General features: G+C 34.8%; 18 protein-coding genes, 1 tRNA gene and 3 pseudogenes. 18 read left to right on the forward strand and 4 right to left on the reverse strand.

Features of this window, described 5'->3' with window-relative positions:
- Positions 1-530: 530 nt before the first annotated feature.
- Positions 531-1,196, reverse strand: a complete 666-nt coding sequence (locus tag WFZ85_RS14480; protein ID WP_461782270.1) for a polysaccharide deacetylase family protein — start codon at positions 1,194-1,196, stop codon at positions 531-533.
- A gap of 45 nt (positions 1,197-1,241) precedes the next feature.
- Positions 1,242-4,529 carry a glycosyltransferase family 117 protein gene (locus WFZ85_RS14485; protein ID WP_342697000.1) on the reverse strand — a complete coding sequence of 1,096 codons (3,288 nt, stop codon included), beginning with the start codon at positions 4,527-4,529 and terminating at the stop codon, positions 1,242-1,244.
- Positions 4,530-4,751: 222 nt separating this feature from the next.
- On the opposite strand from WFZ85_RS14485, the gene WFZ85_RS14490 reads away from it, so the two are divergent.
- A tRNA-Gln gene (locus WFZ85_RS14490) sits at positions 4,752-4,822 on the forward strand.
- A 51-nt stretch (positions 4,823-4,873) separates the two neighbouring features.
- Here the strand turns inward: WFZ85_RS14490 and WFZ85_RS14495 are convergent.
- Positions 4,874-5,698 carry a universal stress protein gene (locus WFZ85_RS14495; protein ID WP_342697001.1) on the reverse strand — a complete coding sequence of 275 codons (825 nt, stop codon included), beginning with the start codon at positions 5,696-5,698 and terminating at the stop codon, positions 4,874-4,876.
- A 168-nt stretch (positions 5,699-5,866) separates the two neighbouring features.
- Here WFZ85_RS14495 and rimP point away from each other — a divergent pair, with 168 nt between their 5' ends.
- From rimP to infB, 3 genes are read left to right on the forward strand one after another with little or no spacing between them, the layout of a single operon-like run.
- A complete protein-coding gene (gene rimP, locus WFZ85_RS14500; protein WP_342697002.1) occupies positions 5,867-6,334 on the forward strand; it encodes a ribosome assembly cofactor RimP in 468 nt (155 codons plus the stop codon).
- Between the two features lie 7 nt (positions 6,335-6,341).
- Positions 6,342-7,583, forward strand: a complete 1,242-nt coding sequence (gene nusA / locus WFZ85_RS14505) for a transcription termination factor NusA (RefSeq protein ID WP_342697003.1) — start codon at positions 6,342-6,344, stop codon at positions 7,581-7,583.
- 36 nt (positions 7,584-7,619) lie between these two features.
- Positions 7,620-10,385, forward strand: a complete 2,766-nt coding sequence (gene infB / locus WFZ85_RS14510; protein WP_342697004.1) for a translation initiation factor IF-2 — start codon at positions 7,620-7,622, stop codon at positions 10,383-10,385.
- A gap of 37 nt (positions 10,386-10,422) precedes the next feature.
- Here the strand turns inward: infB and WFZ85_RS14515 are convergent, their stop codons facing one another.
- On the reverse strand, positions 10,423-10,812 hold the full coding sequence (locus WFZ85_RS14515) for an SPOR domain-containing protein (RefSeq protein WP_342697005.1): 390 nt from the start codon (positions 10,810-10,812) through the stop codon (positions 10,423-10,425).
- Between the two features lie 217 nt (positions 10,813-11,029).
- On the opposite strand from WFZ85_RS14515, the gene WFZ85_RS14520 reads away from it, so the two are divergent.
- The 14 genes and pseudogenes from WFZ85_RS14520 to WFZ85_RS14585 all read left to right on the forward strand — a co-directional run.
- On the forward strand, positions 11,030-12,367 hold the full coding sequence (locus WFZ85_RS14520; protein WP_342697006.1) for a c-type cytochrome: 1,338 nt from the start codon (positions 11,030-11,032) through the stop codon (positions 12,365-12,367).
- Positions 12,368-12,445: 78 nt separating this feature from the next.
- Positions 12,446-15,508, forward strand: coding sequence for a TAT-variant-translocated molybdopterin oxidoreductase (locus WFZ85_RS14525; RefSeq protein ID WP_342697007.1), 3,063 nt, complete (start codon positions 12,446-12,448; stop codon positions 15,506-15,508).
- A gap of 38 nt (positions 15,509-15,546) precedes the next feature.
- Positions 15,547-16,956 carry an NrfD/PsrC family molybdoenzyme membrane anchor subunit gene (nrfD, locus tag WFZ85_RS14530; RefSeq protein WP_342697008.1) on the forward strand — a complete coding sequence of 470 codons (1,410 nt, stop codon included), beginning with the start codon at positions 15,547-15,549 and terminating at the stop codon, positions 16,954-16,956.
- A gap of 8 nt (positions 16,957-16,964) precedes the next feature.
- Positions 16,965-17,492: a DUF3341 domain-containing protein gene (locus WFZ85_RS14535; RefSeq protein WP_342697009.1), complete on the forward strand. Its 528-nt coding sequence runs from the start codon at positions 16,965-16,967 to the stop codon at positions 17,490-17,492.
- A 9-nt stretch (positions 17,493-17,501) separates the two neighbouring features.
- Positions 17,502-18,062, forward strand: a complete 561-nt coding sequence (locus tag WFZ85_RS14540) for a c-type cytochrome (protein WP_342697010.1) — start codon at positions 17,502-17,504, stop codon at positions 18,060-18,062.
- A gap of 27 nt (positions 18,063-18,089) precedes the next feature.
- On the forward strand, positions 18,090-19,565 hold the full coding sequence (locus tag WFZ85_RS14545; protein ID WP_342697011.1) for a quinol:cytochrome C oxidoreductase: 1,476 nt from the start codon (positions 18,090-18,092) through the stop codon (positions 19,563-19,565).
- 20 nt (positions 19,566-19,585) lie between these two features.
- Complete coding sequence (locus WFZ85_RS14550; protein ID WP_342697012.1) at positions 19,586-20,764, forward strand: cytochrome c oxidase subunit II; 1,179 nt, start codon at positions 19,586-19,588, stop codon at positions 20,762-20,764.
- A 31-nt stretch (positions 20,765-20,795) separates the two neighbouring features.
- Positions 20,796-22,598 (forward strand): cytochrome c oxidase subunit I, encoded by a 1,803-nt coding sequence (locus WFZ85_RS14555; protein ID WP_342697013.1) that lies wholly within the window; start codon positions 20,796-20,798, stop codon positions 22,596-22,598.
- Positions 22,599-22,680: 82 nt separating this feature from the next.
- Positions 22,681-23,703, forward strand: coding sequence for a Holliday junction branch migration DNA helicase RuvB (gene ruvB, locus WFZ85_RS14560; RefSeq protein WP_342697014.1), 1,023 nt, complete (start codon positions 22,681-22,683; stop codon positions 23,701-23,703).
- A 53-nt stretch (positions 23,704-23,756) separates the two neighbouring features.
- Positions 23,757-24,110: pseudogene (locus tag WFZ85_RS14565) on the forward strand (four helix bundle protein).
- An 11-nt stretch (positions 24,111-24,121) separates the two neighbouring features.
- Positions 24,122-25,060 carry a tRNA epoxyqueuosine(34) reductase QueG gene (gene queG / locus WFZ85_RS14570; RefSeq protein WP_342697015.1) on the forward strand — a complete coding sequence of 313 codons (939 nt, stop codon included), beginning with the start codon at positions 24,122-24,124 and terminating at the stop codon, positions 25,058-25,060.
- 516 nt (positions 25,061-25,576) lie between these two features.
- A pseudogene (locus tag WFZ85_RS14575) lies at positions 25,577-25,780 on the forward strand (REP-associated tyrosine transposase); the annotation flags it as partial.
- A 103-nt stretch (positions 25,781-25,883) separates the two neighbouring features.
- Positions 25,884-26,693 (forward strand): hypothetical protein, encoded by an 810-nt coding sequence (locus tag WFZ85_RS14580; RefSeq protein ID WP_342697016.1) that lies wholly within the window; start codon positions 25,884-25,886, stop codon positions 26,691-26,693.
- Positions 26,694-26,824: 131 nt separating this feature from the next.
- Positions 26,825-26,936: pseudogene (locus tag WFZ85_RS14585) on the forward strand (REP-associated tyrosine transposase); the annotation flags it as partial.

Genomic DNA, 26,936 nt, shown 5'->3' on the forward strand with positions numbered 1-26,936 from the left:
ATAACTTTTGCGCTCTCTGCGTAAACCTTTGCGAGCTTTGCGGTTAGAAAATTTTAAAAATCCGTTTAATCTCTGGCTAAAATAACTTTTGCGCTCTCTGCGTAAACCTTTGCGAGCTTTGCGGTTAAAAAAAGCTTACCAGGGGTGATACCGTCGTCAATTGGGGTTTTTCTGTATTCAGTTAGGGTGATAGAGCAACCAGCTAGGGTTTTTTTGTAACCAGTTAGGGTGACAGAGCAACAAGTAAGGGTTTTTAGTATACAGCTAATGTGATAATGCAAACAGCTAGGGTTTTTTATAACCAGTTGGGGTGTTAGAGCAACCAGTAAGGGTTTTTTTGTATCCAGTAGGGGTAATAGAGTAACCAGTAGGGGTTTTCAGTATACAGCTAGGGTGATAATGCAAACAGCTAGGGTTCTTTTGTAACCAGTTGGGGTGATAGATTAACAAGTAAGGGTTTTCTAGTATCCAGTTGGGGTGATAGAGTAACCAGTAGGGGTTTTTTCTTTCCAGCAAGGGGTTTTAAACTTTCAAATCGCTATTACATCGCAATCAAACCGCTTTTCTTTCAAAAAAGCCAACGTTTTTGGTAAAACATATTCCAAGTTTTTCCATGCTTTAACACTGTCATGAAATACAACAATACTTCCAGGTTTTATGTTAGCCAATACATTTTCTAAACAAGCATTCTTAGAAATCCTTTCATCAAAATCATACGAAATAACATCCCACATAATGATGGTATAACCCATTTTTCGTAAGATTTTCGATTGCGAAGGTTTAATCTTCCCATATGGCGGACGAAATAGTTTGCAGTGTTCAGTTACGAGTGAGCAGATAGTATCATTGCACATGGTCATATTTTCAATATAAATTTTTGTCGAAGTTTTCCAGCCGTTAAGGTGATTAAAAGTGTGATTGCCTACTGCATGTCCGTCATCGATAACGCTTTGAAATACTGCTGGATGTTTTACAATATTATTTCCAATGCAAAAAAAAGTCGCTTTTGCATCATAGTGTTTTAGTTGTTCCAATACCCATTGGGTTATTTCTGGTGTTGGTCCGTCGTCAAAGGTGAGATATACTTTTTTTTCTGTAGTAGGAATGTCCCAAACAGAGTTGGGAAACAGCTTTTTGATTATAAGATTAGTTTTAACCCAGAAACGCATACTATAAAGATAAAAAAAATGTGCCAACGTGATATTTTTCAGGTAGGCACATTTTCAAGTAATACTTTTTAATTATTCCAATTCTCTTCCAAAACGCGTAAACCGTTGTGTAAAGGAGTTGAATATAGGTTTATTTTTATTATAAAATTCCAAATCACCTCTATCTTTCATCACGGTCAATAGACTTCTATAGCGCTCAATATCGGTAATAATATCAGAGGCAATACCATTTTGAATTGAAGCTTGAATACCCGCATAGTAGGTAAGATTTTGTTTGTATTTAGTCATTAATTTTTCCAATAATTCTCTGGCTTTTTCTTTTTCTCCCACTTCGTAATAACCGCCAGCAAAAGGTTCAACCATGGTATAATAACCATAATAATCAATAGGCATTTTGGTCAAGGCTAAATCAATGATTTTTTTCGCCTTATCAATTTTACCTTCGTTAATCAGTTGTTCCATTAACCTAGCCATGTTGGTTCTATACGAAATACTATTTTTTCTCGTTTCAGGATCATGATAAATAGTGGTAAGCTCACCATTGCCCCAAACCCAATTAGTAATAAATCGATACATCTTTTCGCTATCAATTTGTCCCATATCATATGGATTTTCTTTATCGATAGGTGTTCTCAAGGGCACTAATTTATATACCAATCCGTCCAATTGAAGGTAGTCTTTCATCCACAAATAATCATCATCGCCAAAACTGCCACCAGTAAAATAAATAGGACGTTTCCAGTTGTTATTCGCCAAAATATCTAACATCATCAATCTGTTTTTATACAAAGCGCTACCTTTAATATCAATATCTATAAAAGGCACAATCGAGTCATAATAGATGTCACTTACCACTTTATTTCTGATAATGGCATTCTTATCTACAGGTATTCTAATCTTATTAGTAGGATAAAAGTGGATGGTTTGTCCGTTAGGCAAATCAACAGTTGATTTAGGATTTTTTATAAAACTTATAAAGTCTTTAACATCCCATCGCGCATCCGTTTTAGGGATATGTGCTACATAATCTAATTTGTCCCCAACATACTCATCATGAGTAAACGAAATGGGCAAACCATCAGATTGATAGGTTTTAAACTTCATTTGGTCAATATACCAGTCGGTCATGAACAAACTAGTATTAACAATTTTAATATCGGTTCGAATGCCTTCAATTTCTTGCGCGTACCAAAGCGGGAAAGTATCATTATCACCAATGGTATATAAAATTGCATTCGGCTCACAAGACTCTAGATAATTCTTAGCCATAGCAATAGCCGTATATTTATTTGAACGATCATGATCATCCCAGTTTTGCGCAGCCATTAAAATAGGCGAACCAACTAAACACGCTGCTACAACAATTGGTCCAGCTAGTTTTGATTTAACATAACCCGAAATAATTTCGTAAATGGCATACACGCCAAAGCCAACCCAAATAGCAAATACATAAAATGAACCAACCAAAGCATAATCTCTTTCTCTAGGTTCAAAAGGTCTTTCGTTCAAGAATACTTTCAAAGCAATACTAGTAAACAGGAATAAAACCAATAAAACGTAAAAACTCTTTAAATCTCTTTGTGCATGATACATTAAACCTATTAATCCGATAATGAAAGGTAGAAAGTAGTATACATTTCTTCCTTTGTTATTTTTAACATCATCAGGAAGATTTTCTTGTGTTCCTTTACCTAAATGTATTTCATCAATAAATTTAATACCACTTAACCAATTGCCGTCTAAATTGTCGTATTTCCCTTGAATATCATTTTGTCTGCCCACGAAATTCCACAATAAGTATCTTCCATACATATACCCAAATTGGTACTCAATCATAAAACTAATATTGTCCCAAGTTGATGGCTTTTCTACAATGAGATAATCACTATATTTTTTTAGGAAAGAAATATAATCTTCATCGTCAACTTGTTTTTGTGCATGAGCTTGTTTAAAATCAGTAATATTTTTTTGCATTTCTTCCTTTAATTGCCCAACCGCTTGCATTACTTGCTCTTCGGATAAACTATCTAAATTTACGCCATATTGCGCTAAGTCTTCTTCATAAGGGTAATTATGATTCAGCTTAAACTTAGGAACACCAGTAAATTGAATATAATTTTTGATAATATTTTCATCTTGGTTGTACCAAAGTCGAGGTAAAATGGCTTTATGAGCATCATCAGAATTTTGATCTGCATTTTTATAATTATTCACAATTACATATTTGCCTGTTTTATAATCTCTTTCATAGTTAGGTGCTTTGTCAAGATAAGGTTGGTCTGCATCCAAGCCAGCAAAGGTATCAGTGTATTGCGGTCCATAAAACAATGGATTTACACCATATTGTTCTCTATTGTAATACGCTAAAACTTCCGCAGCATCTGAAGGTTTGTTTTCGTTGATAACCACATTTGCATTAGCTCGAATTGGTAACATCATCCAAGTTGAGAAACCTATCAAAACAAAAAGAATACACAAAATAACTGTGTTATAAAAAGGATGTCCTTTTTCTCGAGTATATTTTAATCCAAAATAGAAAAAAGCAACAATTAATAATGTGGCAAAGATGGTTCCTGAATTAAATGGTAAACCAAAACTATTTACCATAAAAATTTCCATTTTTCCGAAAAAAGCCAGCGTGTATGGCAGTAGTAATTTAAAAATGAATAATAACACGGCAACAATTACAACATTGGCAACAATAAAATTTTTAACAGTAACCGTTTTATAATTTTTGAAGAAATATAAAAATCCGATAGCCGGAATAGTCAATAGCGCCATGAAGTGAACTCCAAATGACAATCCTATTAATAATGATATCAGAAGCAACCATCGATTGCCTCTAGGTGTATGCATGTCTTGTTCCCAGCGTAAACCAAGCCAAAAAAGTATGGCGATAAACAAAGAAGCCATCGCATAAACTTCGGCCTCAACAGCGCTCGACCAAAAACTATCAGAAAAGGTGAAGGTTAACGAACCTACAAAAGAACTTCCAAGAATAACTATTGCTTTGTTTTTATCAACGGTGGAATAGGAAGAAACAATTTTATTTAAAATAATGGATGATGACCAAAACATAAATAAAATAGTAAACGCGCTTGAAAATACAGACATCATGTTGACCATCAGTGCAATAGTTTCTTTGCTCGTTGCAAACATAGAGAAGAAAGCGCCTAGAATTTGATATAAAGGTGCGCCAGGTGGATGACCAACTTCTAGTTTTGCAGCTGTTGAAATATATTCGCCACAATCCCAAAAACTCATTGTGGGTTCTACAGTTAAAGAATAAGTAATCAAGGCAATTACAAATGTTGACCATCCAAGAATGGTATTCCATTTATTGAAGTTGAAATTCATCATGTAAGTATGAAATGAAAGGTTTTTATTTATGGCTACAAAGAAACTATTTTTTTTAAAGCAATTAAACTCGTCTTAACAATTTTTTGTCATATACATAACGAATTTACTATGAGTTTATTATCAATGAAAAATAGGAACAAATTATTAACTTTTGATTTTTTTAATGTAATTGTTTGTGTAAAATAAAATTTGTGTTAAATTTGCACTCGCGTTAAATAAAACTGGTCTATGGTGTAATGGTAACACAACTGTTTTTGGTGCAGTCTTTCTAGGTTCGAGTCCTAGTAGACCAACAAAAAAGTCCCGATTTCGGGACTTTTTTGATTCTATACCTATTTATTCATTTAAATTTTGAATGTTACTACCGGTCTAACAGCATGATTTATTAAATCTTCACTAATACTTCCGTTAAAGAAGTGTGCAAGACCTTTCCTTCCGTGAGTGCTCATTCCTATTAAATCAGCATCAACATGATTAGCAAAGTTTAAAACACCACTTTCAACATTAACATCATTATAGATGTGTGTAGAAAAATTATTTACTGCAAAGTTTGCAACAAAGTTATTCATAATTTCATTCGCCACGTGAGTGGGTTTGAAGCTACTTGGTGTATTAATCATAACTAAATGGAGTTCAGCATTAAGCTTATTGGCAAATTCCACTACCTTTTTAAATGGTGCCTTTATCTCGTCTGAGAAATCAGAGGCAAAAACAAATTTATCTACATTAAAATTACCCTCATCTCTTTTAACAACAAGAACAGGAATTTCAGAAAAACGAACTGCTTTTTCAGCATTAGAGCCGATAAACATTTCTTTAAATCCACTTGCACCATGTGAACCCATTACAATTAAATCAACATCATTTTTTTTGCTTATATTCATTATGCCGTCAAACGCTAATTCGAATTGAACAACTTCTGAAACTTTAATACCTTCTAAGCACTCATCGTCCATCAAGTCTTCTAGTTTTTTTAAAACCGCATTTTTAAAAATCATAATTTCAGGAATATCTGTTCCTTGGCCTACGGCGTCTGCACCTTGATGCGGTAGTTCTAACATATGGAGCAGTATGATTTCTCCGTTATTTTTCTTTGCAATTTGGGCAGCAACTTTAAGTGCATAATGAGCGTGTTCAGAAAAGTCTGTTGGGACTAAAATTTTTTTCATAATTTAAAACGTAAAGTTTGGATTGTTAATTAAACAATATAAAGGTATTGTTTTTTTTTGAAAGAACAAGTAATTTTTAATTAATAAAAAAATAACTATATTTGCACCGTTATTTATCATTTATTCTAAATAATGAGGGAAGCACTGCTTCCCTCTTTTTATACAAATATGACATTTAAAGAAAAAGTTTTTAATTTATTAGAACAAGGATTAAGTCAGAAACCTAGTTTGTTTCTAGTCGATTTGAATATTTCAGATAGTCTTAAAATAACAGTGACTTTAGATGGTGATAACGGAGTGGTATTGCAAGATTGTGTTGATATTAGTAGAGCAATAGAACAGAATTTAGATCGCGAAGAGCAGGATTTTTCTTTGGAAGTAGCGTCAGCTGGAGTTTCTACGCCGCTAAAATTAGTTAGGCAATATCGAAAAAATATTGGAAGAACTTTACAAGTTAAAACGGCTACTGAAACAATTGAGGCAAAGTTAGATGAAGTTTCAGAAAATGGTATTGTACTTTCTTGGGCAACAAGAGAACCAAAAAAAATAGGAAAAGGAAAAGAAACAATTAACAATAAGCGTGAAATCCTTTTTACAGAAATAAAAGAAGCAATTGTTATTATAATATTTAATTAAATTAGGCATGGAAAATATTGCATTAATCGAATCATTTTCAGAGTTTAAAGACGATAAATTAATTGATCGCGTAACGTTAATGGCGATTTTGGAAGATGTTTTTAGAAACGCATTAAAAAAGAAATACGGTTCAGATGATAATTTCGATATCATTATTAATCCTGATAAAGGTGATATGGAAATTTGGAGAAGAAGAATTGTTGTTGCTGATGATGACTTAGATTTAGAAAATGAAGAAATTACTTTAACAGATGCTAGAAAAATCGAACCTGATTTTGAAATTGGTGAAGAGGTTTCTGAAGAAGTTAAACTGATAGATTTGGGAAGAAGAGCTATATTAGCATTGCGCCAAAACTTAATTTCTAAAATACATGAACACGATAATACTAATCTATATAAACAATTTAAAGATTTAATTGGCGAAATTTATACCGCCGAAGTGCATCATGTTCGTCCAAGAGTCGTAATTTTGGTTGATGATGATGGAAACGAAATTGTGTTGCCCAAAGAAAAGCAAATTCCATCTGATTTTTTCCGTAAAGGAGATAACGTTCGTGGAATTATAGAAAGTGTTGAATTAAAAGGAAATAAACCACAAATCATCATGTCTAGAACTGCAGATGTTTTTCTAGAAAAGCTTTTTGAGCAAGAAATTCCTGAGGTTTTCGATGGTTTAATTATGATTAAAAAGGTAGTAAGAATTCCAGGCGAAAAAGCAAAAGTAGCGGTTGACTCATACGATGATAGAATTGATCCTGTTGGAGCATGCGTTGGAATGAAAGGTTCTCGTATTCACGGAATTGTTCGTGAATTAGGAAATGAAAATATAGATGTTATAAACTATACAGCTAATGCTTCGTTATTGATTACAAGAGCCTTAAGTCCTGCTAAAGTGTCTTCGGTCAAAATTGATGAAGAGAAAAAAAGAGCTGAAGTTTTTTTAAAGTTGGAAGAAGTTTCTAAAGCCATTGGTAGAGGTGGACACAATATCAAATTAGCAGGATTGTTGACAGGTTACGAGCTAGATGTGATTAGAGAAGGAATAACTGCCGAGGAAGATGATGTTGAATTAACAGAGTTTTCAGATGAAATCGACGGATGGGTTATTGACGAGTTCGCAAAAATAGGTTTAGATACCGCCAGAAGTATCCTAAATCAAGATGTTGCAGATTTAGTTCGTAGAACTGATTTAGAAGAAGAAACCATTTTAGAAGTAATAAAAATATTAAAAGAAGAGTTTGAAGACTAATTCTTTAACACAATAGATTAACATTAAAAAGATTTTATGTCTGAAGGAAATATTAGAATTAATAAAGTTTTAAGGGAATTAAATATTTCTTTGGAAAGAGCTGTGGATTACCTCAAAAGTAAAGGAATTGTAATTGAAAACAATTCTAACACAAAAATTTCCGATGATATATACAATACACTTTGTGATCAATTTGCCGGAGACAAAGGAAACAAAGAAGCATCAAAAGGCGTAAGCGAAGAAATAAAAAAGGAGAAAGAGGCGCTTCGATTAGAAAGAGAGAAAGAAATCGAAGACAAGAGAAAGCTTGATGAAGAGCGCCAAAAATCAGAATTAATCAAGGCAAAAGCTGTTGTAACTGCTCCTAAACAAGTTGGGAAAATTGATTTAGAGCCTAAACCAGCAATCGTAATTACGCCAAAAGTTTTGCCTGCAACCACTACTACAAAATTAGAGGTTGATGATATTAAAGATTCTGCTCCGACTGCAGAAGTAAAAGAGATAATTGCAAAACCCAATGAAGTTATTTCAACAAAAGAAAAGCCTTCGGAAGAGCCGTCAATTGATGAAACTATTACAACCCAATATCAGAAGCTATCAGGTACTACGTCAACTGGACAAGTTATAGATTTGTCGCAATTCAATAAGCCAAAGAAGAAAAAAGAAGAATTTAAAAAGGATACAAATAAACCATCTTCAACAGTTACTGGCCAAACAGCTTCGCAAGCAGCTCAAAATGCAGCAAATAAAAATAAAAGAAAAAGAATTGCACCAAAGCCCGGAGATAAACCAGCAATAACAAGTGGCGGAAATAATCAGGGTGCTCAAAATAAATTTGGTAATAAACCAGGTTTCCAAAAGGGTCCAAGACCTGCAATTGTCCAAAAAGTTGAACCTACAGAAGAAGAAGTAAAAAATCAAATTAAAGAAACGCTTGAAAGACTGCAAGGAAAAGGGAACAAGTCAAAAGCAGCTAAATACAGAAGAGATAAACGTGACTCGCATCGTCAACGAAATGAAGACGAGATGCAAGCTATTGAAGAAGGCAGTAAGACAATTAAAGTAACAGAATTTGTTACGGTTGGAGAAATTGCATCTATGATGGACGTGCCTATAACTAAGGTAATTGGAACTTGCATGTCGCTAGGTATTATGGTAACCATGAATCAACGTTTGGATGCTGAAACGCTTTCTATTGTTGCAGATGAATTTGGATATGAAGTTGAATTTATAACTACTGACATTGAGGACTCTTTAGCAGTAATCGAGGACAAACCAGAGGATATGGTGTCGCGTGCGCCTATAGTAACTGTCATGGGACATGTGGATCACGGTAAAACGTCATTGCTAGATTATATTCGAAAAGAAAATGTAATTGCTGGCGAGTCAGGTGGAATTACGCAGCACATTGGTGCATATGCAGTTACACTTGAAAACGGACAAAAAATAACATTTCTTGATACACCTGGTCACGAAGCTTTTACTGCAATGCGTGCTCGTGGTGCTCAAGTAACTGATATTGCTATTATTGTAGTAGCAGCAGATGATGATATCATGCCACAAACTAAAGAGGCAATTAGCCACGCTCAAGCAGCGGGTGTACCAATGATATTTGCTATTAATAAAATCGACAAACAGGGCGCAAATCCTGAAAAGATAAAAGAAAAGCTTGCAGGTATGAATCTCCTAGTTGAAGATTGGGGTGGAAAATACCAGTCACATGACATTTCTGCTAAAAAAGGAACTGGAGTAAAAGAACTGTTAGAAAAAGTTTTGCTTGAAGCTGAAATTTTGGATTTGAAAGCAAACCCAAATAAACCAGCAGTGGGAACTGTTGTAGAAGCTCAGCTTGACAAAGGAAGAGGATATGTATCAACAATATTAGTACAATCCGGAACACTTAAAGTTGGAGATTATGTATTGGCCGGTAAAAATCATGGTAAAGTGAAAGCAATGCATGATGAGCGAGGGCACAATATTAAAGAAGCTGGACCATCAACCCCAATATCAATTCTAGGATTAGATGGTGCTTCAACAGCTGGAGATAAGTTCAACGTATTTGAAGATGAAAGAGAAGCAAAACAAATTGCAACAAAACGTTTACAACTTATGCGTGAACAATCAGTTAGAACGCAACGTCATATTACATTAGCAGAAATTGGACGACGTATAGCACTTGGACAATTTAAGGAGTTGAATATTATATTAAAAGGAGACGTTGACGGTTCAGTAGAGGCGTTGTCTAGTGAGTTTACTAAACTATCAACAGAAGAAATTCAGATAAATATTATTCATAAAGGTGTCGGTGCAATTACAGAAACAGATGTTATGTTAGCTTCTGCTTCCGATGCTATTATTATTGGATTTAATGTTCGTCCTGCTGGAAACGCTCGACAATTAGCTCAAAAAGAAGAGATTGACATCAGAAGTTACTCAATTATTTATGATGCTATAAATGACTTGAAAGATGCAATGGAAGGAATGCTTTCGCCTGAAATGAAGGAAGAAATCACAGGAACAGCTGAAATTAGAGAAATATTTAAAGTGTCTAAGGTAGGCTCAATCGCTGGATGTATGATAACTGATGGTAAAATATATAGAAACTCTAGAATTAGACTTATACGTGAAGGTGTTGTAATTTTCACAGGCGAATTGGCAACTTTAAAGCGTTTCAAAGACGATGTAAAAGAGGTTTCAAAAGGCTATGACTGTGGAATGCAAATAAAAAATTATAATGATATAGAGCAACTCGATATAATAGAGGCTTTTCAGGAAGTGGAGGTAAAGAAAAAATTGAAATAGCATAGATGAAAAAGTCCCAATTACATTGGGACTTTTTTTATTTGTTGGGTTTTATTAAAAAAGCATTCGGATATTTTTTCTTTAAATCCGTTAGATTTTTTTCAGCATCAATACGTGTTTTAAAATTTCCAATCCATACTTTGTATATAGGTGTACTAAAAACAATTGTTGCATCTAGATTTTTATTTTCCCTTTTAAATTCCATTAAAATTTTTTTAGAATTTTCGCTATCACCATTAAAAATTTGAATCTTATATCTGTCATTAATCGTAATAGAGCTGTTAATTTTTCTCTTTTCACTGAGTAATTGTTCAAATTTTTGATCTTGTAAAACGGTTATATTTGCTTGTTGACCATAGCTTTTTTTACATGTAAGAAGCCCAAAAGACAGTAATAAAATTAAATTTATTTTGTGCACATTTATCATAATGATTTGATTTTTATACAAATGTAAAATTTAATAAATAACACGTCACATAAATCGTTATTTAGAATAAATATAAATTGTAGACAATGGTATATTTTAGGTTTTTAGAATAGTTTCTAAGTTGTATTTTTGTCCGAGTTTAAAATAAAGTATTGATTTTATCTCATTTTTCGAGTTTAAATCTATATCAAACATTAGTCGATAATCATTTTATTATATGAAAAAAATGGGTAACCATAATTCGATTTCAAGGAAGCTTTCAATGAGTTTAGCTCTGCTGTTGTGTGTTTCATTAAATACATTATCTCAAAATGTTGCTCCCGCTGCTCCTGCGGCTACACCAGCAGTAGCTGTTGCGCCCGCAACCGGTGGCGGTGATCCTGTGGCTGGAAAAGCATTGTTTAATGCCAACTGTGCTGCTTGTCACAATTTAGACAGGAAAATGACTGGTCCGGCTTTAAGAGGTGTGTCCGCAAAGTATGATAAGGAGTGGCTTTATAAATGGATTAGAAATAGTTCTGCTTTGATTAAATCAGGCGACGCCAAGGCCATTGCTATTTTTGAAGAGTACAATAAATCTGTAATGACTGCTTTTCCACAGTTGTCTAATGCTGATATAGATAATATTATTGCTTATACTGATGAAAAGAAAGTAGAAGCTCCGGCGCCGGCAGTTGCTACTGGAGTTCCAGGTACTGCTGTAGCTGATAGTGGTATTTCTAATGATGTTATCCTCGGCGCATTGTCATTAGTGATGTTGCTTTTGGTAGTGATGTTATTTTTCGTTAATAATGTGCTCACGAAAATAGCTAAGGCTAATGGTATAGAAGTGGCTCCTAAAGAAAAGTCAATTCCTATATGGAAAGCCTTTGCTAAAAATCAATTTTTAGTTTTAGTTTCCTCTATTTTTCTATTGCTTGCTAGTGGATACTTTTTCTATGGTTGGGTAATGCAAATAGGTATTGACCAAGATTATGCTCCTATTCAACCAATACATTATTCCCATAGAATTCACGCAGGCAGTAATGGTATTGATTGTAAATATTGTCATTCGGCTGCTCGTGTCAGTAAAAATGGGGGGATTCCTTCGCTAAATATATGTATGAACTGTCATAAAAGTATTGCAGAGGTTTCAGATACAACTGCTACTCCAGAGTACAGCAAAGCGTTTTACGACGGTGAGATACAAAAGTTATATGATGCGGTTGGTTGGGATAAAGATAATCAGAAATATACTGGTAAAACTAAGCCTGTTAAGTGGGTTCGTATTCATAATTTACCTGACCATGCCTATTTCAATCACTCTCAGCACGTTACTGTTGCGGGAATTGAGTGTCAGAAATGTCATGGGCCAGTGCAGGAATATGAAATTCAGAAGCAGTTTGCGCCATTAACTATGGGTTGGTGTATAAATTGTCACAGAGAAACAGACGTTAAAATGGAAGGAAATGCATATTACACTAAAATTCATGAAGAGCTTTCTAAAAAATATGGTGTACAGAAGTTGACGGCTGCACAAATGGGAGGTATAGAATGTGGTAAATGTCATTACTAGAACTTGGACATATATGTTTTGAACATTAATCCTGAAAATAATTTAAATTATACACTAAGAAACTAATTTATAAATACGATGTCATCAAACAAAAAATACTGGAAAAGTGTTGAGGAACTAAACGAAAATAGTTCTATTGTTGAGACGCTTAGAAATAATGAATTTGTAGAAGCAATTCCAACAGATAAATTTCTTTCAGACAAAGAATCATTATCATCTTCATCAACAACCCGTCGTGATTTCTTGAAATATGTTGGATTTAGTACAGCTGCCGCTTCTTTGGCTGCATGTGAAGGTCCGGTACACAAATCCATACCATACGTTTTACAACCAGAACAGATTATTCCTGGTGTCGCTGATTATTACGCTACATCAATGTTTGATGGTTTTGATTTTGCTAATTTGCTAGTAAAAACACGTGAAGGACGACCAATTAAAATTGAAAATAATACCATAGTTGGGGCAAAATTTACTGCCAACGCTAGAGTTCATGCATCTGTATTATCATTGTATGATAGTATGCGTCTTAAGATAACCAAGATTGCACAAAAGGAGGCGAGTTGGCAAGCAGCTGATTTGAAAATAAAATCAAGTTTGGCTGATGCGAAAACAAAAGGAGGACAAGTTGTATTGTTAACTAATACTTTAGCTAGTCCATCTACTGAAAAATTAATTGCAGAGTTTATTGCAAACAATCCAACTGCAAAACATATTGTTTATGACTCTGTTTCAGAGTCTGCTGCTTTAGATGCTTTTGAGTATGTATATGGTGAAAGAGCTTTAGTTGATTATGATTTTTCAAAGGCTAATACTATTGTTTCCATTGGTGCTGACTTCTTAGGGGATTGGCAAGGCGGTGGTTTTGATAGTGGTTATACTAAAGGAAGAGTACCACAAGCGGGAAAAATGTCAAAGCATTATCAGTTTGAAGCCAACATGACTTTGTCAGGTGCTGCTGCAGACAAGAGAGTAGCAATGACTGTAGCGAATCAAAAATTAGCATTAGTTAGAATATACAATATTATTACTGGTTCTTCTGTTGCAATTGGAAAATTAGCGAATGAAGATGTTATAAATAAAGCCGCTCAACAATTAAAGGCGGCTGGATCAAAAGGTCTTTTAGTGTCTGGAATTCAAGATAAAAACGCTCAACTTCTGGTATTGGCGATTAACCAAAAACTAGCGAGTGAGGCATTTTCAACTATTGGAACTCGTCAAATAAGAAAAGGGTCAAACGAAAAAGTTGCTCAGTTAGTTGCCGATATGAATGCTGGAAGTGTTCATACATTAATAATGAGTGGCGTTAATCCTGTGTATACTTTAGCAAATAGTGCCGCTTTTGTTGCTGGATTGAAAAAAGTAAAGTTATCTGTTGCATTCTCTTTAAAAGAAGATGAAACAGCAGCGATTACAAATATTGCAGTTCCTGCTCCTCATTATTTAGAGTCTTGGAATGATTTAATGTTGACTAAAGGAACCTATTCTTTAACGCAACCAACTATTCGTCCTCTATTTAGTTCGAAACAATTCCAAGAAGGATTGTTGTCATGGAATGGAAATGCAGTTTCATATTATGATTATATCAAAGCAAATTCGGTTGGATATTCTAATGCTACTAGTTGGAATAAAGCGGTTCATGACGGCGTAATTGCTGGAACTTCAGCTGGAGCTACTGCTGGTTCAGTTGATTATACTGCTGCTGCTGCTGCTTTGGCTAGTGCAACTCCAGTTAAAGGATTTGAACTTGTATTGTATACCAAAATAGGTTTGGGCGATGGTCAGCAAGCAAATAATCCTTGGTTACAAGAGTTTCCTGATCCTATTACGAGAGTTTCTTGGGATAATTATGTAACTATTTCTAAAGCAGACGCAGAGAAATTAGAATTAGAAAACAAAATTGTAGCTAACGGTGGTCTTAACGGAAGTTATGTTGAAGTTGAAGCGAATGGAACTAAGATGAAAGTTCCTGTAATTATTCAGCCAGGCCAGGCAATTGGAACTTTAGGGCTAGCTTTAGGTTATGGTAAAAAAGCTGCATTGAAAGAAGAGATGCAAGTCGGTGTTAACGCCTATACATTGTACGCTAATTTCAACAATGTGCAGCCAGCTTCAATTAAAAAAGCAGACGGGGAACATGAATTTGCTTGTGTACAGTCTCAAAAAACATTGATGGGACGGGGCGATATTATTAAAGAAACTACCTTAACGGTTTTCAATGAAAAAAATGATGATCCAAATGTTTGGAATCCTGTACCAGTTGTTTCATTGGATCACAAAGAAATTGAAGCTACTAAAGTTGATTTATGGGAATCATTTGATCGTTCTGTAGGTCATCACTTTAATTTATCTATCGATTTAAATGCTTGTACGGGTTGTGGTGCTTGTGTTATTGCTTGTCATGCAGAAAATAATGTTCCGGTAGTTGGTAAAGATGAAATTAGAAGAAGTCGCGATATGCATTGGTTGCGCATAGATAGGTATTATTCTTCAGAAGAAACATTTTCGGGAGATAATAAAAAGAAAAAAGAGTTTGATGGTTTATTTGGTGACAAAGGGTCATTAGGCGGATTTGGTGATATGGAAAGTCCTGCTGAAAATCCACAAGTTGTTTTCCAGCCAGTTATGTGTCAGCACTGTAATCATGCACCATGTGAAACAGTATGTCCAGTTGCTGCTACTTCTCATAGTCGTCAAGGTCAAAATCATATGGCTTATAATAGATGTGTCGGTACACGATATTGCGCAAACAACTGTCCTTATAAAGTTCGTCGTTTCAATTGGTTCTTGTATAACAATAACGATGAGTTTGATTTCCATATGAATGATGACTTGGGGCGAATGGTAGTTAATCCAGATGTAAACGTTCGTTCTCGTGGTGTCATGGAAAAATGCTCGATGTGTATTCAAAAAACACAGCTTACTATTTTGACTGCAAAACGTGAAGGAAGAGAAGTAAAAGCAGATGAGTTTCAAACAGCGTGTTCCTTAGCTTGTTCAACAGGAGCAATGGTTTTTGGAGACATTAATAATAAATCTGACAAAATTTCTAACTTAGTTGCTGACAAAAGGGCTTATCATTTGCTCGAAAGTGTTGGCACCAAACCTAATGTAGTTTATCAAGTTAAAGTTAGAAATACCTAGGTATAAAAATAATTAATTAAGAAACAATATAAAGGATTATGTCGTCTCATTACGAAGCACCCATTAGAAAACCTCTTGTTATCGGTAATAAAAGTTATCATGATGTAACTATAGATGTAGCTGCTCCTGTAGAAGGTAGAGCAAATAAACAGTGGTGGACTGTATTTTCTATCGCACTTGCAGCGTTCCTGTGGGGTATAACTTGTATTATTTACACCATTTCCACGGGTATTGGAACTTGGGGTTTAAATAAAACCGTCGGTTGGGCCTGGGATATTACTAACTTCGTTTGGTGGGTAGGTATTGGTCATGCAGGGACACTTATTTCTGCAGTATTACTTTTATTCCGTCAACGTTGGAGAATGGCCATTAACCGTTCTGCAGAGGCAATGACAATATTCTCTGTAATACAGGCTGGTTTATTTCCAATTATTCACATGGGTCGACCATGGTTAGCTTATTGGGTTGTGCCAATTCCTAATCAATTTGGTTCATTATGGGTTAACTTTAATTCACCACTACTTTGGGACGTGTTTGCAATTTCAACTTATCTTTCTGTGTCCTTGGTGTTTTGGTGGACAGGTTTATTACCTGATTTTGCGATGCTGAGAGACAGAGCTGTAACCCCATTTAATAAAAAGATTTATTCTATTTTGAGTTTTGGTTGGAGTGGAAGAGCAAAAGATTGGCAACGTTTTGAGGAGGTTTCTCTTGTATTAGCAGGTTTAGCTACCCCTTTAGTACTATCTGTGCATACTATTGTATCTTTTGACTTTGCTACTTCTGTAATTCCTGGATGGCATACTACTATTTTCCCACCCTACTTTGTTGCTGGTGCAGTTTTCTCGGGATTTGCGATGGTAAATACGTTGCTTATTATCATGAGAAAAGTATCTAATTTAGAAGCATATATAACTATCCAACATATTGAGTTGATGAATATTGTCATTATGATTACGGGTTCAATTGTAGGTGTTGCTTATATTACAGAGTTATTTGTGGCTTGGTATTCAGGTGTGGAATATGAGCAATATGCTTTCTTGAACAGAGCTACTGGTCCATACTGGTGGGCTTATTGGTCGATGATGACTTGCAATGTTTTTTCGCCTCAGTTTATGTGGTTTAAGAAGTTAAGAACAAGCATTATGTTCTCATTTATTATATCAATTGTTGTTAATATTGGGATGTGGTTTGAGCGTTTTGTTATTATTGTTACTTCTTTACATAGAGATTATTTGCCATCTTCTTGGACAATGTTCTCGCCTACTTTTGTTGATATAGGAATTTTCATTGGAACAATAGGTTTCTTCTTTGTTTTGTTTCTTTTATATGCCAGAACTTTCCCAGTTATTGCCCAAGCTGAGGTTAAAACAATCTTGAAATCTTCTGGTGAAAACTATAAGAGAGAAAGAGAATTAAACGGAGATAATCATTCAGATAAACATTAATATTTGTTATGAGTAGTACTAAAGTAATACACGCGTTATATAATGATGATGACATTTTAATGGATGCTGTAAAGCAAACAAAGAAGGCACATCATCACATAGAAGAAGTTTTCACGCCATTTCCAGTGCATGGATTAGATAAAGCGTTGGGAATACCGCCAACAAGATTAGCGATTTGTGCATTTATATATGGTTGTATTGGATTAAGTGTGGCGACCACCATGATGAATTATATAATGATTGAAGATTGGCCTCAAGATATTGGGGGAAAACCTAGTTTTTCTTATTATCAAAACATGCCAGCTTTTGTTCCTGTTATGTTTGAAATGACGGTATTTTTTGCTGCGCATTTAATGGTAATCACTTTTTATATGAGAAGTAAATTATGGCCATTTAAGCAAGCAGAAAATCCTGATATAAGAACGACAGATGATCATTTTTTAATGGAAGTATCGGTAAACGATAATGAAGATGAGCTTGTTAAGTTCCTTCAGAACACTGGTGCAGTAGAAGTTAAAGTTATAGAAAAGCATTAATAGTATAGTATGAAAAATTTACTTAAGACAGTTTTTGTTATAGTTATTTTGGTTACGACAGTTTCTTGTAAAGATGATTTGAAACCAAACTACCAATATATGCCCAACATGTATGAGGCTGTAGGTTATGAGACTTATGCTGAGTCTGATGCTTTTAATTCTCCTACTGGTTTGAAAGGAAAGGAAGGCCAATTGCCTGCAGATGGTTCAATTAAAAGAGGTTTCGTTCCTTACGAAATTCCTAATACAACAGAAGGGTATGATTTTTCTAAGACTGTTGTTCAGTCACCTCTTGATCCTGCTAAGGTTGATATGAAGAAAGCGGAGGAATTATATGGTATTTATTGTGCGATTTGCCATGGTGACACTGGAAATGGTATGGGTAAACTGGTTAAGCAAGAAAAAATATTAGGTGTTCCAAGTTATGCCGATAGACAAATTTCTGTAGGTAGTGTTTATCATGTTCAAGCTTACGGTTTGAATTCAATGGGTGCCTATTCTAATCAAATGTCACAAGAGGAGCGTTGGATGGTTTCTGCCTATGTGATGGAATTAAAAAGTAAATTGTAATTATAGATCAATCTGATTATTTAATATATGTATACCTTTTCTAGTAAACTTAAAACATTTTCATTCGTCTTAATGCTTGTTGGAGTGTTGGGAATTGGGTATGGGTTTTGGACTGCACCTAAAACAATTCAAGACGTTGAAGCAATTCTGAAAGCAGAAGAAGCAGAACATCATGGGTCTGGGCATGGTGCTGAGACAGCAAGTCATGACGATACATCAGTGTCGCATACGGAGACTGCAATAAACCATGTTCAAACAGCTGAAACCGGTGTTGATACTGCTGTAGTTCAAGAAGGTGCAGTTGGGTCAACAAAAGATAGTATTTCAGACGTAGCCGCTGTTGTTCAAAAAGTTACATATGGTAAACATGAAGAAGCTAAACATCATGCTGAACATCAGGAGCATGTTGAACACGTTTTCCATCAGCTTGCAAACAAGCCTTGGGCAGCATTATATGTTGCATGTATATTTTTCATGTTGATTTCTCTTGGAGCTTTGGCTTTCTATGCTATTCAACAAGTGGCACAAGCGGGTTGGTCTCCTATTTTATTTAGAGTAATGCAAGGTGTTACGTCTTATTTGTTACCAGGTTCTATAATATTTTTTGTAATTCTTCTCTTGTCTGGATTTCATTTTAATCATTTATTTATTTGGATGGATGAAGAAGTTAGAGCTACTGATGCGCTTATAAAGGGTAAAGCTGGGTATTTAAACTTTCCTTTTTGGATTATAAGAGCTGGAATATTTTTAGTAGTTTGGAATTTATATCAATTTTATTCAAGAAGAAACTGTTTAGCTCAAGACGCGGCTAATGATAATGTTTTCTATAAAAAGAATTTCAAGTTATCTGCGGCTTTCTTAGTTTTCTTCATCGTATCGGAGTCAATTATGGCTTGGGATTGGATTATGTCTGTCGACCCACATTGGTTCAGTACATTATTTGGGTGGTATGTATTTGCTAGTTTTTTTGTGAGTGGAATAACTGCTATACAAATGGTAACAATTTATTTGAAATCTCAAGGTTATCTAGAAAATGTTAATTCTAGTCACATTCATGACTTATCTAAGTTTATGTTTGGTATTAGTGTATTTTGGACATACTTGTGGTTCTCGCAATTTATGTTGATTTGGTACTCAAATATTCCTGAAGAGGTAACCTATTTTGTTACTAGAATTAATGATTTTGGAATCACTTTTTGGGGTGCTGTAGTGATGAACTTTATTTTTCCAGTTCTGCTCCTGATTAATACTGATTTCAAACGTATATTTTGGATAATCGTTATGGCCGGAATTATAATTCTTGTAGGTCATTATATGGACTTTTTCAATATGATAATGCCTTCAACAGTTGGTAATCGTTGGTTTATTGGTGTTTCTGAGATTTCTTCCATACTCTTTTTCCTTGGTTTATTTATCTATGCTGTTTTCAATGCTTTAAGTAAAGCGCCACTTGTTCCGAAACGTAACCCATTTATCGAGGAAAGTAAACATTTTCATTATTAATATTTTAAAGTAAATTTCAAATGACAACTCTAATGGTACTTATTGTCGTAGTTTTATTAGCAATTGCTTTGTGGCAGTTAACTAAAATATTCGACTTAACACAAGTAGGTAGAAATGTTGATAACAGTCAGGTAGCCACTGATAATGATAACAAGGTTAATGGTTATTTAATGTTCGCTTTTTTAGGATTTATATACCTAACAACTATTTATTGTCTTGTTTATTATGGCCATTTTCCATTAATGAGTGATTCTGCTTCAGAACATGGACCGCAGGTTGATAATCTGATGATGATTTCAATGGTTTTAATCTTTGCAGTTCAAACCATTACTCAGGCTTTGTTACACTATTTTGCATTCAAGTATAGAGGAAAAAAGGGTCAAAAAGCCTTGTATTTTGCTGATAATAATAAATTAGAATTTATCTGGACGATTATTCCGGCTATTGTCTTAGCAGGTTTAATTTTATACGGTTTGTATGCATGGACCAACATCATGTTTGTTGATGAAAAAGATACTGAGGATGCAATTGTTATCGAGTTGTATGCCCAACAATTTAATTGGGAAGCAAGATATGCTGGCGAAGACGGTGTGTTAGGTAAAGCCAACGTTCGTTATATTGAAGGTGTCAATAATTTAGGGGTTGATTTATCTGATCCGAACGCACAAGACGATTTCGCTTCAAAGGAATTGCATATCCCAAAAGGTAAACGTATTATTTTCAAGATGCGTTCGCAAGATGTTTTGCACTCTGCATACATGCCACACTTCAGAGCTCAAATGAATTGTGTTCCAGGTATGGTAACAAGTTTTTCCTTTACTCCATCATTAACTACTGCAGAAATGAGAGAAAAACCTGCAATGGTTGAAAAGGTTGCTAATATAAATGCTATTAGAGCAAAGAAAAGTATTGATTTAGTGGCTAGCGGACAACCTGCTTTAGATCCATATATTTTCGATTTCCTACTATTGTGTAATAAAATCTGTGGTACATCACATTACAATATGCAAATGAAGATTGTTGTGGATACACCCGAAGATTATAAGAAATGGTTAAAAGATCAAAAAGCTATTGCTATGGCTGTTAAGACTGCCGCTGAAGAAGCGAAGGCAGCTGAAAATAATTCGACTACGGGAAAAGATAGTACTGCTGTAAATGGAAATGACACCACTGTTGTTGCCAAGGTAGAAATGAAATAAAAAAAATAAAAAAAATTAAAAGAAAAAGAAAATGTCAGCACAAGCTCACAACCTAGAACATGCTCATGATCACGATCATGAACACCACCACAAGGACACCTTCATTACTAAGTATATATTTAGTATTGATCACAAAATGATTGCTAAGCAATACCTAATCACCGGTATAATTATGGGTGTTATAGGTGTTGGTATGTCTTTACTTTTCAGGATGCAGTTAGCATGGCCTGAACAGTCATTTAAAGTTTTTTCCTTCTTCTTAGGAGAAAGAATGGCGCCAGGAGGTGTTATGACTAATGACACTTATTTGGCGTTAATTACAATACATGGAACAATCATGGTTTTCTTTGTATTAACAGCCGCATTGAGCGGAACCTTTAGTAACTTATTAATTCCATTACAAATTGGAGCAAGGGATATGGCGTCAGGTTTACTGAACATGATATCGTACTGGCTTTTCTTTTTGTCAAGTGTGATAATGGTTTCTTCACTATTTGTTGAATCAGGACCTGCATCATCTGGATGGACGATTTATCCGCCGTTGAGTGCTTTACCTCAAGCTATTTCTGGTTCAGGTACAGGTATGACTCTATGGTTAGTTTCGATGGCAGTATTCATTGCGGCATCTTTGCTTGGTTCTCTAAATTATATCGTAACTGTAATTAATTTGAGAACAAAAGGGATGTCTATGACTAGATTACCACTTACAATTTGGGCATTCTTCGTAACTGCTATCATTGGTGTAATTTCGTTCCCTGTGTTGCTTTCTGCGGCATTAATGTTAATTATGGACAGAAGTTTTGGAACTTCTTTCTTCCTATCAGATATTTACATTGCTGGAGAAGTTTTGCATTATCAAGGTGGTTCGCCAGTGCTTTTTGAACACCTATTCTGGTTCTTGGGACATCCTGAAGTATATATAATTTTGTTACCAGCATTAGGTATCACTTCTGAAGTGCTTGCTACTAATGCGCGTAAGCCGATATTTGGTTATAGAGCAATGATTATGTCTATTATTGCTATTGCGTTTTTATCTACGATTGTGTGGGGTCACCACATGTTTATCTCGGGTATGAATCCATTCCTTGGTTCTGTGTTTACTTTCACCACATTGTTGATCGCTATTCCATCGGCTGTTAAAGCATTTAATTACATAACCACTTTGTGGAAAGGTAACTTACAGTTAAACCCTGCGATGTTGTTTTCAATTGGTTTGGTTTCCACATTTATAACTGGTGGATTGACAGGAATTATTTTAGGTGATAGTACACTCGATATTAACGTCCATGATACGTACTTTGTGGTAGCTCACTTCCACTTAGTAATGGGTATTTCTGCATTATATGGAATGTTCGCTGGTATCTATCACTGGTTCCCTAAAATGTTCGGAAGAATGATGAACAAAAACTTAGGATATATTCACTTCTGGGTAACCGCTGTAAGTGCATATGGTGTGTTTTTCCCAATGCATTTCATCGGTATGGCGGGATTACCACGACGTTATTATACAAATACCAATTTCCCTTTGTTTGACGATTTACAAAATGTGAATGTAATAATTACCGTTTTTGCATTATTTGGTGGAGCGTTCCAGTTGGTATTTTTATACAACTTCTTCAGTAGTATTTTTTACGGTAAGAAATCGGAACAAAACCCATGGAAATCTAATACATTAGAATGGACTGCACCAGTAGAGCATATTCACGGAAACTGGCCAGGAGCAATTCCAGAAGTTCATAGATGGCCATATGATTATAGCAAACCAGGTCATGATGAAGATTTCATTCCTCAAAACGTACCGATGGGGAAAGATGAAAAAGAACTACATCATTAATCCTTTATAAATACTTTATAAATTGCCTTTCCTAACCGAAAGGCATTTTTATTTGAATACAACTTTATCCTATATTTGTGTTATGAATGAAAATTTAAATCCTACCAACGAAAATTTTAATCCAGAGGAACTTGATCTTGAAAAAAAATTAAGGCCTTTATCTTTTGATGATTTTACTGGACAAGAGCAGGTGTTAGATAACCTGAAAGTTTTTGTTCAAGCTGCTAATCAAAGAAGCGAAGCTTTAGACCACACTTTATTTCACGGACCACCAGGTTTAGGGAAAACCACTTTGGCTAATATTTTGGCAAATGAATTAGGTGTTGGCATTAAAATTACTTCAGGACCAGTCCTTGATAAACCAGGAGATTTAGCTGGATTGCTAACCAATTTAGAGGAACGAGATGTTTTGTTTATTGACGAAATTCATCGGTTAAGTCCAGTGGTGGAAGAATATTTATATTCTGCCATGGAAGATTTCAAAATCGATATCATGATTGAATCGGGGCCAAATGCTAGAACTGTTCAAATTAATTTAAACACTTTTACCTTAGTAGGAGCAACTACACGTTCAGGATTATTAACTGCGCCGATGCGAGCTCGGTTTGGAATTCAGAGTAGGTTGCAATACTATAACACCGAACTTTTAACTACCATTGTGCAACGAAGTTCAAGTATTTTGAAAATGCCCATAACGATGGAAGCCGCTATCGAAATTGCAGGCAGAAGCAGAGGAACACCTAGAATAGCCAACGCCCTTTTGAGACGTGTTCGTGATTTTGCTCAAATAAAAGGTAACGGAAAAATTGATATTGAAATAGCGCGTTATTCTCTAAAGGCGTTGCATGTAGATGCTCACGGATTAGACGAAATGGACAATAAAATCCTCGTGACCATCATTGATAAATTTAAAGGCGGACCAGTTGGTTTGTCAACCTTGGCAACTGCCGTTTCTGAAAGTGGTGAAACTATAGAAGAGGTTTATGAACCATTTTTAATTCAAGAAGGCTTCATTATTAGAACACCACGAGGAAGAGAAGTTACCGAGAAAGCCTATAAACATTTAGGAAAAATAAAAACCAATATACAAGGAGGATTGTTTTAGGAGTGGGGAGTTGGGAGTTGGAAGTTTGGAGTTAGAGATTTAATAATTACACTATGAGTTTCAAGTTTGAAAAATTAATTATCTGGCAAAAAGCAATGGATTTAGGTGAAGATATTCATCTGATAACTGATGAGTTTCCAAAAAAAGAAGTATACAACCTATCTTCTCAAATTCGTAGAGCCGTCGATTCCGTCGCGTTAAATATATCAGAAGGTGCTATTGAACAATCGAATTCTGAGTTTAAATGATTTTTAAATTATGCGCTTCGTTCCCTTGCAGAAGTAGTAACTTGCCTTCATAAAGCAATACGAAGAAATTATATAACTCAGGAAAAATTTGATTTTTTATATAAGGCGAACTTTGATTTACTGAATATGATTATTGCGTTCAAAAGGACATTAACCTAACCTCTTCTACTTTGGCTTCCCACTTCCCACTTCCCGCTTCCCGCTATTCTTCTTTCATTAAATCCGAAGCCAAACGCCTCGGTTTTTTGTCTTGTGGTATCTCTAAAGCAGGTTTTTTGGAGGAAGATGCGCCACGATTAGAAAAGTGGTTAAAGCAAAATCAGCATGGCAAAATGGATTATATGGCTGATTATTTTGATAAACGACTTGATCCTACTTTGCTCGTTGACGGTGCCAAAAGTGTGATTTCTTTATTACTAAATTATTATCCTTCTCAATTGCAAAATGACGATAGCTACAAGATTTCGAAATATGCTTATGGTAAAGATTATCATAACGTCATTCGAAAAAAGGTTATTAAGCTACTTAAAAGCATTAAAAGAGAAATTGGCGAAGTAGATGGAAGGGCTTTTGTCGATTTTGCTCCCGTTATGGAAAAGTCGTGGGCGGCCAAAAGCGGACTTGGCTGGATTGGTAAAAACGGTAATTTAATCACGAAACAAGTGGGTTCTTTTTATTTTGTTGCCGAGTTGATTGTGGATTTAGACTTAGAGTATGACTACGCAACTACAGATCATTGCGGAAGTTGCACCGCCTGTATTGATGCTTGTCCTACGCAGGCCATTGTTGCTCCCTATGTAGTTGACGGTAGCAAATGTATTTCCTATTTCACCATTGAACTCAAAGAAAATATCCCAGCAGAAATGAAAGGCAAACTGGACGATTGGATGTTTGGTTGCGATGTGTGCCAAGATGTTTGTCCGTGGAATAAATTTTCTAAACCCCACAGCGATCCTTTATTTTCTCCCTATCCTGAACTGCTTTCTTATACTAAAAAAGAGTGGGAGGAAATTACGGAAGAAACTTTTGCCAAAGTATTTACCAATTCGCCATTGAAACGCCCTCAACTGGAAGGCTTAAAACGGACGATGCTTTTTTTGAAAGAATAAACAATTTAAATCGACACGTTTGCGGTTGTATTCTTACTAGTTTTAAATTAAATAGTACCATCACCCCTAAGATTATAATTTTTCTGCTACTCGAATCCGCAGGATTCAGCTCCAAGTCAATTGACTTCTACTCGAATCCGCAGGATTCAGCTCCAAGTCAATTGATTTCTACCCGAATCCTCAGGATTCAGCCCCAACTCAATTGATTTCTACTCGAATCCGCAGGATTCAGCTCCAAGTCAATTGACTTCTACTCGAATCCGCAGGATTCAGCTCCAAGTCAATTGATTTCTGCTCGAATCCGCAGGATTCAGCTCCAAGTCAATTGATTTCTACCCGAATCCTCAGGATTCAACCCCAACTCAATTGACTTCTACTCGAATCCGCAGGATTCAGCTCCAAGTCAATTGATTTCTACTTGAATCCGCAGGATTCAGCTCCAAGTCAATTGATTTCTGCTCGAATCCGCAGGATTCAGCTTAAAACCCGATAGCGTGGAATTGTAATCTGTGCCCACAACAATATAAAGTAGGGCAAGATGGTTATCATGCTGAACATATTTATAGCAATTTATTTATAAAACAAAAAATAGATGATATCCACAATAATCCTGTTAAAGATAAAATAGTAACATTGCCTGAAGATTATTATTTAAGTTCTGCTAGGAATTATGCAGGATTGGGTAATGATTTAGAAGTTATTTTGTTAGATTTGTTTTGAAGTTGATTGTGGGCACGGATTACAAATCCGCGCTATCGGGTAATTACATTTGGTCCAAAAGTAAATCCTACGGAACTCAAACAGGCAATAAAAGACTAGCATTATGAAAAGTGTATATGTTATTTATTTGTTTGCAATAATCTTAAGTTTTAATTTTATGAATACTGAACAGATTAATGATTACAAGCAAGAAAAAGTAAGTGTCATTATTGATTATTTAAAAAAGAATAAAAGAAAAATAGATAGTTTTGATTATCAGTTAGACACTAATAGTGCTTTTGTTTATATACTCCAAAATGGAGAAATTATTTTGCTACCTGGAAATTTAGCTTCTTATGAAAATGGGCTTATTATTAAAAGTAAAGAAGCTTTTAATAAAATGGTTAAAGATGACTTTTTCCCCATAGCAGTAGTTGACGTGTATCAATATGAAATATACAGTAAAAAACTTCTTAATTTACCAGAGCATATAAATGAAAATATTGTTAATCTAGAAAAGGATCTAAATATTGAAATCTCGAATAAAGCCAAATATGATGATGATTTTTTCAAAGCCTTTAATGAAGCTATTAAAAAAGTAGATTTAAAGAATAATAAAGATAATTATACACTGTCATTGTCTATATTGTTGGGAGAGATAATAATAAAAAACAAAGGTGGTTATTGGAAAATAATCAAAGAATATGGAGTATATAACCCTTACTACATTCCTTATATTGTTTTAAATGATAACGAGGTTGAATTGGAGGTTATGGAAAGAATAATGACAGATTTAGAGCAACCTCAATATTTTGATTTAAAGAAATCGTATGATTTTTTAACAGATCCTAGATTAAATATGCAATTAAATGTAGAAGCCCAAAAAATGTACCAAGCTATTAAAAAAGATAAGTTTGGTAATACTGAAGATTAAAACTGTAAACCCGATAGCGCGGATTTATAAACCCGATAGCGCGGATTTATAATCCGTGCCCACAACAATTTGAAAAACTACAAATATCATTTTTGTAGTTTTTTTATTATTTTTGCGAAAAGTAAAAACAAATGTCAACAAAATACAAAGCTACAACTACAGAAGAAGCTTTTTTTATAACTATAACAACAGTTGGTTGGGTTGACATATTTACACGATTAAATCAAAAATACATTATTATAA

This window comes from Flavobacterium aureirubrum, from assembly GCF_038739835.1.
Classification (GTDB): domain Bacteria; phylum Bacteroidota; class Bacteroidia; order Flavobacteriales; family Flavobacteriaceae; genus Flavobacterium; species Flavobacterium aureirubrum.